This window comes from Pseudomonas sp. EA_5y_Pfl2_R50 (assembly GCF_963970475.1).
Lineage (GTDB): Bacteria > Pseudomonadota > Gammaproteobacteria > Pseudomonadales > Pseudomonadaceae > Aquipseudomonas.
In genome coordinates, this window is the sequence record NZ_CAXAPT010000004.1 from 19,087 (window position 1) to 32,341 (window position 13,255).

Annotated in this window: 10 protein-coding genes; 9 read left to right on the top strand and 1 reads right to left on the bottom strand. The window is 61.5% G+C overall.

Features of this window, described 5'->3' with window-relative positions; genetic code table 11:
* Positions 1 to 6 precede the first annotated feature (6 nt).
* The 5 genes from AACY19_RS08075 to AACY19_RS08095 all read left to right on the top strand — a co-directional run bounded on the left by AACY19_RS08075 (position 7) and on the right by AACY19_RS08095 (position 5,465).
* Entirely contained in the window at positions 7 to 918 is a 912-nt protein-coding gene (locus tag AACY19_RS08075; RefSeq protein ID WP_339449660.1) for a LysR family transcriptional regulator, read from the top strand.
* Positions 919 to 1,292: 374 nt separating this feature from the next.
* Entirely contained in the window at positions 1,293 to 2,642 is a 1,350-nt protein-coding gene (locus AACY19_RS08080) for a GntP family permease (protein ID WP_339449662.1), read from the top strand.
* Positions 2,643 to 2,658: 16 nt separating this feature from the next.
* Complete coding sequence (locus AACY19_RS08085) at positions 2,659 to 3,519, top strand: MurR/RpiR family transcriptional regulator (RefSeq protein ID WP_339449664.1); 861 nt, start codon at positions 2,659 to 2,661, stop codon at positions 3,517 to 3,519.
* A gap of 1 nt (position 3,520) precedes the next feature.
* A complete protein-coding gene (locus AACY19_RS08090) occupies positions 3,521 to 4,978 on the top strand; it encodes an N-acyl-D-amino-acid deacylase family protein (RefSeq protein WP_339449666.1) in 1,458 nt (485 codons plus the stop codon).
* A gap of 118 nt (positions 4,979 to 5,096) precedes the next feature.
* Positions 5,097 to 5,465, top strand: a complete 369-nt coding sequence (locus AACY19_RS08095; protein ID WP_339449668.1) for a glyoxalase superfamily protein — start codon at positions 5,097 to 5,099, stop codon at positions 5,463 to 5,465.
* Positions 5,466 to 5,721: 256 nt separating this feature from the next.
* Here AACY19_RS08095 and gliR read toward each other — a convergent pair whose 3' ends face one another.
* The gene (gene gliR / locus AACY19_RS08100; RefSeq protein ID WP_339449670.1) at positions 5,722 to 6,738 is read right to left on the bottom strand and encodes an AraC family transcriptional regulator GliR; all 1,017 of its coding nucleotides are present in this window, start codon (positions 6,736 to 6,738) and stop codon (positions 5,722 to 5,724) included.
* Between the two features lie 210 nt (positions 6,739 to 6,948).
* On the opposite strand from gliR, the gene AACY19_RS08105 reads away from it, so the two are divergent.
* The 4 genes from AACY19_RS08105 to AACY19_RS08120 all read left to right on the top strand — a co-directional run bounded on the left by AACY19_RS08105 (position 6,949) and on the right by AACY19_RS08120 (position 13,252).
* Positions 6,949 to 8,544, top strand: a complete 1,596-nt coding sequence (locus AACY19_RS08105) for an FAD-binding oxidoreductase (protein ID WP_339449672.1) — start codon at positions 6,949 to 6,951, stop codon at positions 8,542 to 8,544.
* 5 nt (positions 8,545 to 8,549) lie between these two features.
* A complete protein-coding gene (locus AACY19_RS08110) occupies positions 8,550 to 10,142 on the top strand; it encodes a glycerol-3-phosphate dehydrogenase/oxidase (protein WP_339449674.1) in 1,593 nt (530 codons plus the stop codon).
* 20 nt (positions 10,143 to 10,162) lie between these two features.
* Positions 10,163 to 11,731: an FGGY-family carbohydrate kinase gene (locus AACY19_RS08115; protein WP_339449676.1), complete on the top strand. Its 1,569-nt coding sequence runs from the start codon at positions 10,163 to 10,165 to the stop codon at positions 11,729 to 11,731.
* Between the two features lie 231 nt (positions 11,732 to 11,962).
* Positions 11,963 to 13,252 (top strand): phospholipase, encoded by a 1,290-nt coding sequence (locus AACY19_RS08120; RefSeq protein WP_339449678.1) that lies wholly within the window; start codon positions 11,963 to 11,965, stop codon positions 13,250 to 13,252.
* Positions 13,253 to 13,255: the final 3 nt, after the last annotated feature.

Consider the following 13,255-nt stretch of genomic DNA (forward strand, 5'->3'; position numbering starts at 1 on the left):
ACACCCGTGAAAGCCAGATCCGATGAGTTGCAGATTTTCGTCTGCGTGATCGAGTGCGGTTCGATCTCCGCCGCCGCCGAACAGGTCGGGCAGACGCCATCGGCGGTCAGCCGCACACTGTCGCGGCTGGAAGCCAAGCTCGACACCACGCTGATCAACCGCACCACGCGGCGCATGGACCTGACCGAAGAGGGCAAGTATTTCTTCGAGCAGGCCAAGCTGATCCTCGATCAGATGGATCAACTCGAAGAGCGTCTGTCTTCTCGCCAGCAAACACCGTCCGGACGTTTGCGGATCAACGCCGCTTCGCCGTTCATGCTCCACGCCATCGTCCCTTATATCGACGAATTCCGCGGGCGCTATCCGGACATCCAGCTCGAACTCAACAGCAATGATCTGATCATTGACCTGCTGGAACAGAGCACCGACGTCGCCATTCGCATCGGCACCCTTGCTGACTCAACCCTGCATGCGCGCTCGCTGGGTTGCAGTCCGCTGCTGATCGTCGCCAGCCCTGCGTATCTGGAAAAGCAAGGGGCGCCGCAGCAAGTGGCCGATTTGAGCGAACACACCTTGCTCGGCTTCACCCAGAACGAAGGCCTTAACCAGTGGCCGCTGCGTTACGTGCACGGCGATCGCTGGCCAATTACCCCGGCGATCAGCGCCTCCAGCGGTGAGACCGTGCGGCATCTGGCGCTGGAAGGGCAGGGCATCGCCTGCCTGTCGCACTTCATGACCATCGACGATATTCGCGCCGGTCGACTGAAGGTGTTGCTGGCCGAATTCAACAGTGGATATCGCCAGCCGATCAACGCCGTGTACTACCGGAACTCGCAACTGGCGTTGCGCATCCAGTGCTTCCTCGACTTCATCCAGAGCAAACTCGCCGCCTACGCCAGCGCTGACTTCAAAGGCTGATTCGTGAGCCCTGCGCAAGAGTGAATTGGGCGAGGGCGGGTTGAAGTCATTCGCGAGCAAGCCCGCTCCCACACTGAAGAAACGCGATCAACCTGTGGGAGCGGGCTTGCTCGCGAAAGCGATATTTCAATCAACACCCCATGTTGACTGTGCAACCGCCATCCCAGGCAACCCAGCTCCCAAAGGTTTCGTGTTGGCGGCGCAACCGTGTAAATCCCGCCCCGTGATTTTCATTAATCGCGACAAGACATACCCATGAGCGACACGCCTTGCCTCTGCGCGAAAATTACTTTCATGCGGTTTGAAATCTCGATCTCGAAATGATTTATGAGTTTCACAACCCATTCGAACGTGACCCTTTCGAGGAGTACCGCATGACGCCCGACTTCGGCTATTGGCTGCTGGTTTATGCAGCTGTCGCCATCATCGCTTTGATCGTCTTGATCGCTCGTTACCGGCTCAATCCGTTCATCGTCATCACCTTGATTTCCATCGGCCTGGCGCTGGTCGCCGGGATGCCGCCGTCGGCTGTGGTGGGGGCGTATGAGGCCGGGGTCGGCAAGACGCTGGGGCACATTGCGCTGGTGGTGGCGCTGGGCACGATGCTCGGCAAGATGATGGCCGAGTCCGGCGGTGCGGAGCAGGTGGCGCGCACGTTGATCGACAAATTTGGCGAAAAGAACGCGCATTGGGCGATGGTCTGCATCGCGTTCCTGGTCGGCCTGCCGCTGTTCTTCGAGGTCGGTTTCGTCTTGCTCGTGCCGATTGCGTTTACCGTGGCACGGCGGGTCGGCGTGTCGATTCTGATGGTCGGTTTGCCAATGGTCGCCGGCCTGTCGGTGGTGCATGCGCTGGTGCCGCCGCACCCGGCAGCGATGCTCGCGGTTCAGGTCTATCAGGCGTCGGTCGGGCAGACTTTGCTGTATGCGATTGCCATCGGTATTCCGACGGCCATCATCGCGGGCCCGTTGTACGCCAGATTCATTGTGCCGCGCATTCAATTGCCGGCGGATAACCCGCTGGAAAAACAGTTTCTTGACCGCGAGCCGCGCGACAAACTGCCGGGTTTCGGCATCACCATGGCGACCATTCTGTTGCCGGTGGTGTTGATGCTGCTGGGTGGCTGGGCCCAGTTGATTTCCACACCGGGCAGCGGTTTCAATCAGTTCCTGTTGTTCATCGGCAACTCGGTCATTGCCTTACTGCTCGCGACCTTGCTGAGCTTCTGGACGCTGGGCATCGCCCAGGGTTTCAACCGCGAATCGATCCTCAAGTTCACCAACGAATGCCTCGCACCGACTGCCAGTATCACGTTGCTGGTGGGCGCTGGCGGTGGCCTCAACCGGATTCTGGTCGATGCCGGCGTCACCGATCAGATTGTCGGCCTCGCTCACGAATTCCACCTGTCGCCGCTGGTCATGGGCTGGCTGTTCGCCGCGTTGATGCGCATCGCCACAGGCTCGGCGACCGTGGCCATGACCACCGCGTCCGGGGTGGTCGCACCTGTGGCCATTGGTCTGGGTTATCCGCACCCTGAGCTGTTGGTGCTGGCGACCGGCGCCGGCTCGGTTATCTTTTCTCACGTCAACGACGGCGGCTTCTGGTTGATCAAGGAATACTTCAACATGACGGTCGCGCAGACGTTCAAGACCTGGACTGTGCTCGAAACGCTGATTTCGCTGGTCGCGTTCGGTCTGACCGTCGGCCTCTCTTGCCTGCTGTAACCGGAGCCCACCGCCTATGGACATCCTCTACCAGATCCGCGCCCGCCAGGATTCCTTCAGCGCCGGCGAAGGGCGCATCGCCCGGCTGATGCTCGACGACGTCGGCTTTGCCGCGAGCGCTAGCCTCGAAGATCTGGCGCAGCGGGCCGAAGTCAGCACCGCCACGCTGTCGCGGTTTGCCCGCAGCGTTGGCTGTCGCGACCTGCGAGATCTGCGCCTGCAACTGGCGCAGGCCAGCGGCGTTGGCAGCCGCTTTCTCGACCCGGCGGGCACGCCGGAACAATCGGCGTTCTACGGACAAATTGTCGGCGACATCGAAACCACCCTGCGTCAGCATCTGACCGGATTCGAAGAATCCCGCTTCGCCGACGCCGTGAAGTTGCTCGGCCAGGCGCGGATGATTCACGCTTTCGGCATGGGCGGTTGCTCGACCCTGTGCAGCGATGAATTGCAGGTGCGCCTGGTGCGCCTCGGCTATCCGATTGCGGTCTGTCATGACGCGGTGATGATGCGCGTCACCGCCGCCAGCCTGAACGCCGAGCAGGTGCTCATTGTCTGCTCGCTGACCGGCATCACCCCGGAGCTGTTGGAGACGGTGGAGCTGGCACGCAACTACGGCGCACACATTCTCGCCATCACCCGCGCCGATTCACCGCTGGCCGAACTCGCCGACATCGTCCTGCCGCTGCAAGGCGCGGAAACTTCGTTCATCTACAAACCGACGGCGGCGCGCTACGGCATGTTGCTCGCCATCGACGTGCTTGCCACCGAGCTGGCGCTGGCCAGTCCTGAAGACAATCAAGAGCGTCTGCGGCGGATCAAACTGGCCCTCGACGAATACCGTGGCGGCGACGATCACCTGCCGCTGGGAGACTGACATGCTGTACGACACCCTGATTCGCAACGCGCTGATCATCGACGGCAGCAACACGCCGGGTTACAAGGCCGACGTGGCGATCCGTGAGGGCCGCATCGAGCGCATCGGCGACTTGCATGATGCATCGGCGAGCGAAGACATCGACGCTGGCGGCCGTGTGTTGGCGCCGGGTTTCATCGATGTGCACACCCACGATGACACCGTGGTGATTCGTCAGCCGGAGATGTTGCCCAAGCTCAGCCAGGGCGTGACCACGGTCATTGTCGGCAACTGCGGGATCAGCGCCTCGCCCGTCACGCTGAAGGGCAATCCGCCTGACCCGATGAACCTGCTCGGCACTGCCGGGGCATTCGTCTATCCACGCTTCAGCGATTACCGCGCGGCGGTTGAAGCGGCCAATACCAGCCTGAACGTGGCGGCACTGATTGGCCACACGTCGCTGCGCAGCAATCATCTGAACGACCTGTTTCGCACCGCTACGCCGGATGAAATTGCCGCGATGCGTGCGCAGTTGCGTGAAAGTCTCGAGGCCGGTGCGTTGGGTTTATCCACAGGTCTGGCCTACGCCAGCGCCTACAACGCGTCGACCGATGAAGTGATGCAACTGAGCGAAGAACTGACGGCATTCGGCGCGGTGTACACGACCCATTTGCGCAGCGAATTCGCACCGGTTCTGGAGGCGATGGATGAAGCCTTTCAGATCGGTCGTCACGCCAGATCACCGGTGATCATTTCCCACCTCAAGTGTGCCGGTGTCGGTAATTGGGGGCGCAGTCCGCAGCTGCTCGCCTCCTTGGAGGACGCGGCCAAAAACCATCCGGTTGGCTGCGATTGTTACCCGTATGCGGCGAGTTCATCGACGCTGGATTTGAAGCAAGTCACCGACGCCCACCGCATCACCATCACCTGGTCGACACCACACCCGCAGGTCAGCGGTCGCGACCTCATCGACATCGCCGCTGACTGGAACCTGCCGCTGCTCGACGCCGCCAAACGCCTGCAACCGGCGGGCGCGGTGTACTACGGCATGGACGAGGCGGATGTACGAAGAATCCTCGCGCACCCGCTGTCGATGGTCGGTTCTGACGGACTGCCGGAAGACCCGTTCCCGCATCCACGTCTGTGGGGCGCTTTCCCACGGGTGTTGGGACATTTCAGTCGCGACGTCGGGCTGTTTCCGCTGCACACCGCCGTGCACAAGATGACCGGGTTGTCGGCGGCGCGGTTTGGGTTGAAGGCGCGCGGTGAAATTCGTGAAGGCTATTGGGCGGATCTGGTGCTGTTCGATCCGGCGACGGTGCGTGATGTGGCGGATTTCAACGATCCGCAACGCGCCGCGCAAGGTATTGACGGGGTTTGGATCAACGGTGTTTTGAGCTATCGCGATGGGCAGGCGAATGGTCGGCGGGAAGGGCGTTTTCTTGCGCGCCAGGGCGATCTGCGCGACGGCTTTCGTTGACGTTTCGCGCAGTGCGTCACAGTAGTGGCATATTGCGACTAAAGAAAACCATCAACAAGCCGAAGTGCTGACATCAAGCCCGGCTACACTCTTGGGCCAATCAGTCAGGGAGCACCCCATGAGCTTCGGCAAAACCACCCCGATCCTGCGGATCTTCGATGAGGCCAAGGCTGTCGAGTTCTACATTGACTTTCTCGGCTTCAAGATCGACTGGCAGCACCGTTTCGAGGCAAATTTTCCGTTGTATCTGCAGGTGTCGCGTGGCGAGTGTGTGTTGCATCTGTCCGAGCATCATGGCGACGCGACGCCCGGGTCGGCGCTGCGCATCGAGACCGATGAGCTGGAGGCGTTTCAGCAGCAATTGATCGCCAAGGACTACACGTTTTCGCATCCGCAGATTCAGGCGATGCCGTGGGGCAGTCAGGACATGACGATTGCCGATCCGTTTGGCAATCGGTTGGTGTTTACCAACGCGATTTGTCTCTGAACTGAACAGCCCCTCACCCTAACCCTCTCCCAGAGGGAGAGGGGACCGATCCGGGGATGCTTGAGCGATACGCCGACCTGAAGCTGCTCGGTCGAATCCATAATCGACTCGGTCATTCAGGTCGATGCATAGCGCCAGACGCCTCACCCCAGCCCTTCGGGAGAGGGCTGGGGAGAGGGGAAAATGGCCCACCGCAAGAAGAAGTCCGCGCCGCAAGGATTTGGGAGCTGTTTCGCGTAACGCTGAGCCTCCTCAATCACCCGCGATGCATCTGCCGAAACTCACCGGGCGGCATCCCGCGTCGACTCTTGAACGTGCGATGAAACGACCTCGGTTCGGTAAACCCCAGATACTGCGCAATGTCCTGAATCGGCAGCGTGCTGTTGAGCAGATAATGTTCAGCCAGTTCCTGGCGCAAATCATCGAGAATCTGCTGATACGACGTCCCCGCCTGATGCAACTGGCGCTGCAATGTTCGTACTGAAACCGCCAGATGCTCGGCCACCTGTTCCTTGCGCGGCAAACCTTCCTTGAGCAATTGCCGCAGGATGTTCTTCACCTGCTGCTCCAGCGACGCATCCGCAAGCGTCGCCATCAACCCCAGGGCATGTTCTTCCAGCGTTCGTAGCAACTGCGCATCGGCCTGGCGCAACGGTAACTGCAAGTACGCCAGCGGCACGATCAGCGCCGAATAAGGCTGATCAAACAGCACCGGGCAATCGAAAAACGCTTCGTACTGCGCCGGCGTAGCCTCCGCCGGGCATGGATGTTCGAGCCAGACACCGGCCGGCGACATCTGTGTATCGGCAATCCAGCGCGCATAGTGCAGCCACGAACCCAACACGTTTTCCACCAGATGCCGACGAATCCGTGGGCGCTGATAACGGCAGGTCCAGATCAGATGCACGTGGCCGTCCTGCACTTCGGCGCGGCTGACGCCCATGTCGCCGACCAGTTTTTCGAACGGCATGATCCGGCTCATCGCATCGCCCAGCGTCGCGCAGTTCATGGTGATGTAACCGAGCACGCTCCACGAATTGGGCAGGACGAAATTCGCCGCATTGAGGCCGAACAACGGATCGCCCGAGTATTCGCAAAAGTAATCCAGCAAACGCTCATGGGCCTCACCGGGCAAACGCAGGGTGTTATCGCTCAACTGCTGCGCCTGCAAACCCGCCGCCGCCAACGCCGGCTCGATCGCCATGCCCAGGTGTTCGGCATGACGCAGGTATTTGAGCAGCGGCGGAACCGAGGTGAAGCCGAGCGATTGCATGATCCCGTTCCTTTGATCGACGGCCGCGTGGGCGGATAAATGCCTGAAAGGTAATTTGAAACCACGACTAAAGTAAATGGCTGACGCTTGCGCGACGTTTGACTCAATTGGCTACACGAACTGGCCGGATGCGACCGTGACACGTTTGCGCGGCTGGTTAGTATGAGGGCCTGAAATATCACTGATCTGACGGCAAAAAAGGACACACGCATGCGACGCTGGAATGGCTGGGGAGATGCAACCACGGTGGTCGAACTGCCGGCCCAAGGCGCGGAATTTCTCCATGAGCGGCTAGGCGAGGGGCGTGCGCTGCCCGATGCCACGCTGGAAGCGGCATTGGCGCGCGTGCCGGCGTCGCGATTGCAGTCACACAGGCTCTACAGCGTCGATGCCCATGACCGCTTGCTGCATGCGCGCGGCCAGAGTTTGCCGGACTGGTTGGCGCTGCGTGAAGGTGCGCTGGGCAACTATCCCGATGCGGTGGCATTCCCCGAGACCGCCGAACACATTCGTCAATTGCTGGCGCTCGCCCATGAACAGGATGTGTGCCTGATCCCTTATGGCGGCGGCACGTCGGTGGCCGGGCACATCAATCCGCCGGAGTCGGTGCGACCGGTGGTAACGGTGTCGCTGGCGCGGATGAATCGCCTGATCGAGCTCGACGAGCACAGTCTGCTGGCGACCTTTGGCCCTGGTGCGAGCGGCCCGCAGGTGGAAAGTCAGTTGCGTGCGCGGGGCTACACGCTCGGGCATTTTCCGCAGTCGTGGGAGTTGTCGACGCTGGGGGGCTGGGTCGCCAGTCGGTCCAGTGGTCAGCAGTCGTTGCGCTACGGCCGGATCGAGCAATTGTTCGCGGGCGGGACGCTGGAAACCTTCGCCGGGCCATTGCAGATTCCAACCTTTCCGGCGTCTGCCGCGGGCCCCGATCTGCGCGAAGTGGTACTCGGTTGCGAGGGGCGGTTCGGGATCATTTCCGAAGTCAAGGTACGGGTCAGTGCATTGCCTGCGGATGAGCGTTTCTATGGCGTGTTCCTGCCCAGTTGGAGCAAGGCGCTGCAAGCCATCCGGCAATTGGCGCAGGCGCGGGTGCCGCTGTCGATGCTGCGTTTATCCAACGCTGTGGAAACCGAAACGCAACTGGCGCTGGCCGGTCATCCGCAACAAATCGCCTGGCTGGAAAAGTATCTGAAGCTGCGTGGCGCCGCTGAGGGCAAATGCCTGCTGACCTTTGGCGTGACCGGCAATCGCCGGCAAAACGCACTTTCCTTGCGCCAGGCGCGGCAGCATCTGAAGGCCTTCGGCGGCGTTTTTACCGGCACGTTGCTCGGCAAGAAGTGGGCGCAGAACCGCTTCCGTTTCCCTTACCTGCGCGAGAATCTGTGGAACGCCGGGTACGTGGTCGACACTCTCGAAACCGCCACGGACTGGAGTAACGTCGACCACCTGCTCAACCTCATCGAGAACAGTCTGCGCGAGGCCTTGGCAGCGGAGGGTGAGCGTGTGCATGTGTTCACTCACCTGTCCCACGTTTACGGCGAAGGTTCGAGCATCTACACCACTTACGTGTTTCGCCCGGCGGCGGATTATCCGGCGACGCTGGCGCGTTGGCAGGCGCTCAAGCATGCGGCCAGCCAGACCATCGTCGACAACCACGGCACCATCAGTCACCAGCACGGCGTGGGCAAGGATCACGCGCCGTACCTGCTGCGTGAAAAGGGCGCTTTGGCGATGGATACGTTGCAGGCGCTGAGCAAACACTTCGATCCGGCCGGGCGCCTCAACCCCGGCACGCTGTTGCCGGAGTGATGGCCATGAGTCAGGACTGGAACGCCGCGTGGCGCGAGCAAATATTGCCGACGCTGGCCGAGGACACCTGGGATCTGATCGTGATCGGCGGCGGCATCAGCGGCGCCGGCATTCTGCGTGAAGCCGCGCGGCGTGGCTGGCGCTGCCTGCTGCTGGAGCAACGGGATTTTGCCTGGGGAACCTCCAGCCGCTCTTCGAAAATGGTCCATGGCGGTTTGCGTTACATCGCCAAGGGCCAGTGGCGTTTGACCCGCGATTCGGTGCGCGAGCGACAGCGCTTGCTCGACGAAGCGCCAGGGCTGGTCGAGCCGATGAGTTTCATGATGCCGCACTATCGCGGCGGCTTTCCCGGGCCACGGGTGTTGGGTGGTTTGCTCAGTGTTTACGACGCCTTGGCGGGACGCCGCAGCCATGGTTTTCATGATGCGCAACAGTTGCGTTATCGGGCGCCAGGGCTGAAGGAACGCCACTTGCTCGGCGGCACCTGTTTTGTCGATGCGCTGACCGACGATGCACGATTGGTGATGCGCGTTTTGAGCGAAGCGCGGGCCGATGGCGCCGTCGTGGTCAACGGCATGCGTGTCGAACATCTGCTGCGAGAAAACGGGCGAGTGTGCGGTGTTCAGGTCGAGGATTGCGAGGCCGGTTCGTCACTGCAATTGCGTTGTGGCGTGCTCGCTGTCGCCACCGGCGCCTGGGCTGAGCGCTTGCGCCCGCCAGCGGCGCCACGGCAACTGCGCCCGTTGCGCGGCAGTCATCTGTTGCTGCCGGGGTGGCGTTTGCCGGTGGCCCAGGCGTTGACGTTTCTGCATGAGCGGGATCGGCGTCCGGTGTTTGTTTTCCCGTGGGAAGGGGCGACAGTGGTGGGCACCACCGATCTTGATCATCGCGAAGATCTGGATCTGAGCGCGAGCATCAGCGCTGAGGAACTCGACTATCTGCTGGCGGCCTGTACACAACAGTTCCCCGGCGCAGAAGTGACGGCGAATGATGTGCTGTCGACCTGGTCGGGCGTGCGTCCGGTCGTGGGCAGCGCAGGTGCGACTCAAGACAAACCGTCGAACGAAACCCGCGAACATGTGCTCTGGCAGGAACCCGGCTGCGTGACACTGGCCGGCGGCAAACTGACGACGTTCCGCCCGCAAGCCATCGAAGTGCTCAAGGCCTGCGCAGCGATGCTTGATCGTCCTTTTGTCGATGACGCGGCAGCGGTGTTCGCAGCGGTGCCTGCATTGAATATCCAGTCGCTCAGCGCCGGCCAGTGGCGACGCCTCGCCGGACGCCATGGCCGCGATCTGCCGAGGCTTGCGCAATTGATCGCCGACATCGGCCACGACACCGTCGGCGCCACGGACACGTTGTGGGCGGAACTGGCGTTCGCCTGCGAAGCGGAAATGGTCCTGCACCTTGATGACCTGTTGCTGCGCCGCACCCGTCTCGGCCTGTTGCTGGCGCAGGGTGGCGAAGATTATTTCCCCGTCATCCGCGAACTCTGTCAGCCACGACTGGGCTGGAGCGACGAGCATTGGCAGCAGGAACTGCAGCGCTACCGCGCGTTGTGGCAACGCCATCACGGGTTGCCGGAGACCGCGCCTTGATGCCCCCTGAAGAGAGCTCCATGGATAACCACCCGAACAAGCGTTACCTGCTGGCGATCGACAACGGCACCCAGAGCGTGCGCGCGCTGCTCTTCGATTTGCAGGGCAATTTGCTGGGCAAGGGCAAGGTCCAATTACAGGCTTATTACTCGACGCAACCGGGCTGGGCCGAGCAGGACCCGGAATATTACTGGGCGAAATTGGGTGAGGCGTGCCAGCAGGTGTGGGCGCAGACCGGCATTGATCGTGCGCAGATTGCCGGCGTTTCCCTGACCACTCAGCGCGGCACGGTAATCAACGTCGATGTCGAGGGCCAACCGTTGCGCCCGGCAATTTTGTGGCTCGATCAACGCCAGAGCGAAGTCGAAGGCGCAATCAAAGGGCCGTGGGGCTGGCTGTTCAAACTGGCGGGCGCGCAGGGCACCGTGGATTATTTTCGCGCCCAGGCTGAGGCGAACTGGATCGCTCAGCATCAGCCAGACGTGTGGGCGGCGACGCACAAGTTTCTGCTGCTGTCGGGGTTTCTCTCTTATCGTTTGTGCGGGCGTTTTGTCGACTCGGTGGGCTGCTGCGTCGGCTATCTGCCGTTCGATTTCAAACGCCTGAAATGGGCCGCGCCGAGTGACTGGAAATGGCAGGCGCTGGCGGTGCGGCCGGAGCAATTGCCGAGCCTGCACAAACCCGGTGAAACCCTCGGCTACATCACCGCCGAGGCCGCTCGCCACACCGGCATTCCCGAAGGTTTGCCGCTGATTGCCGCCGGCGCCGACAAGGCGTGTGAAGTGGTCGGTTCCGGCGTGGTCGATGCGAGCACGGTGTGCCTGTCCTATGGCACCACGGCGACGATCACCAGCACGCGGTCGCGCTATCTGGAAATCGTCCCGTTGATCCCGCCGTACCCCTCGGCAGTACCGGATCAGTACAACTGCGAGGTGATGATTTATCGCGGTTACTGGATGGTCAGCTGGTTCAAGAACGAGTTCGGTCTGCGCGAAATACAGCAGGCTCAAGCGCAGGGCATCGAGCCTGAGCAACTGTTCGATGCGCTGGTGGATGCGGTGCCGCCGGGGTCGATGGGCTTGATGCTGCAACCGTACTGGTCGCCGGGGATTCGCGAGCCGGGTGTCGAGGCCAAAGGCGCGATGATCGGCTTCGGCGATGTGCACACTCGTGCGCATGTTTACAGGGCGATTCTGGAAGGGCTGGCGTATGCCTTGCGTCAGGGCCTGGAGAATATCGAGCGGCGTTCGAAGGTCTCGATCAAGCGTTTGCGCGTGGCCGGTGGCGGCTCGCAGAGCGATGCGGCGATGCAGCTGACGGCCAATGTTTTTGGTCTGCCGGCGGAGCGTCCGCATGTGTATGAAGCGTCCGGTCTGGGGGCGGCGATTTGTTGTGCGGTGGGGTTGGGATTGCACGCGGATTTCCCTGCGGCCATCGCGGCGATGACTCGACCCGGGACTGTCTTCACCCCACAACCCGAGGCGCAGAAGGTCTACGACCAACTGTACAAAGAGGTCTATCTGCGGATGTACCGCCAACTCAAACCGCTGTACCAGAGTATCCGCAAAATCACCGGTTACCCCGCCTGAAAAACCACACCACAAATCCCCTTTGTGGGAGCGGGCTTGCTCGCGAATGCGGTGTGTCAGCCTCATTCATTTCACTGACACGCCGCCTTCGCGAGCAGGGGGACGCTGGCGTTTTTTATATTGGGTAAATGGCGCCATCGGAGACTTTTTCTGGTGAGATCGGACAGTGTCAGCGTCGGGGGCGGTTGTTAGGCTCATCCCCCACGGCACCTCCAATAAGAACGACAAGCAATGAAGCTGACTTTCCTCCTGTTGCTGCTTTGTGCAACGGCCCCAAGCGCCTGGGGCTGGTCGAACCATACGGTGGGCAGCTATCTGGCGTTGCAGGATCTGCCGGCGTTGCGCGATGGGTCGCCAGTCGAAGTGGAGCCGCTGGAACGTTTTCTTTCGCAGCAATACCCGGCCGTGCGTGCGTTGCTGGAAGAGCAGGAAACCTTCGCCCGTGAGCACTTCGCGCAATACCCGTCACGCCCCGACAGTCTGAAATTGCCGGCCACGCCCAGCGACCGTTTGCGCCACGACTTCCTCACGGCGTTGCGCATCAATCCCGAGATTCATCTGGCGATGGTGATCCAGCCGTTGCCGGGCAAGGACCTGCCCGCACGCCCGCATCTACAGGCCGATCAAGTCATGGTCGAGCAAACCCTGTCACCGTGGAATCGCCAGCGCTTCATCGTCGTCACCGAGCACGAAAAAGTCGCCCCGCTGGCCGTGCTCGCCAGCGCCGCTGATGAGCCGGATTACGGCCATGACATCAACCTGTTCAGTGACAATCCAGGCAATGTTGGCGCGCTCTACGGCTTCGGCCCGCAGCCCTTTGGTGACGAGCGTTTCCAGTACAGCTCGCAGGCGCCGTTCCACATGGGCTTTTTCCATGAGAGCGCGGTGGTGTATGCCGCTGCCGGTTTCCTTGAACGCAGTTGGCCGGATTGGCGCGCGTATCAGTACATGGGCTTGGCGCGCTTGGCATTTGCCAACGGCCATCCTTACTGGGGTTATCGCTTCCTCGGCTGGGGCCTGCATCACATTCAGGACCTGACCCAGCCCTATCACGCCAAGCCGTTGCCCGGTGTCGATCTCGCCAGTCTGTTGTTGCTGGAGGGCAAGGCGCTAGCCGGTTTTGCCGCTGACAAACAGATGTCCATCGAGCGCGTCGCGACCCGGCATACGGAAGTCGAAAAGTATCAGTCGACCTGGCTGCGGCGCTTGCTGCGTGCCGGTCAGCCGCATCCGATGCTCACCGCCTACGTCGACACTGCCCAGGATCAACGCTACCCGCCTTACTCCGTGAACTACCTGCGCAAAGTGGTCAGCGCCGAGTCAGTCGATGACTCCGCCGCTTTCGATGAGGCCATCGGTCAGTGGCTGGAAACGGCACCCGCGACCAGTGACTTCAGCCGCGGCAATCAGTTGCACCGCGAAGATTTCGACCACCCGGCACTCAACCGGCAGTTGTTCAGATTGCTCGGCCATTTCGGTGCGCACAGCCGGATCTATGTCAGCGCGGGGTTGGCGCCGTAGCGC

Coding starts and splice junctions, on each gene's coding strand:
- AACY19_RS08080 (WP_339449662.1), top strand. CDS start 1,293: ATGACGCCCGACTTCGGCTATTGGCTGCTGGTTTATGCAGCTGTCGCC.
- AACY19_RS08085 (WP_339449664.1), top strand. CDS start 2,659: ATGGACATCCTCTACCAGATCCGCGCCCGCCAGGATTCCTTCAGCGCC.
- AACY19_RS08090 (WP_339449666.1), top strand. CDS start 3,521: ATGCTGTACGACACCCTGATTCGCAACGCGCTGATCATCGACGGCAGC.
- AACY19_RS08095 (WP_339449668.1), top strand. CDS start 5,097: ATGAGCTTCGGCAAAACCACCCCGATCCTGCGGATCTTCGATGAGGCC.
- gliR (WP_339449670.1), bottom strand. CDS start 6,738: ATGCAATCGCTCGGCTTCACCTCGGTTCCGCCGCTGCTCAAATACCTG.
- AACY19_RS08105 (WP_339449672.1), top strand. CDS start 6,949: ATGCGACGCTGGAATGGCTGGGGAGATGCAACCACGGTGGTCGAACTG.
- AACY19_RS08110 (WP_339449674.1), top strand. CDS start 8,550: ATGAGTCAGGACTGGAACGCCGCGTGGCGCGAGCAAATATTGCCGACG.
- AACY19_RS08115 (WP_339449676.1), top strand. CDS start 10,163: ATGGATAACCACCCGAACAAGCGTTACCTGCTGGCGATCGACAACGGC.
- AACY19_RS08120 (WP_339449678.1), top strand. CDS start 11,963: ATGAAGCTGACTTTCCTCCTGTTGCTGCTTTGTGCAACGGCCCCAAGC.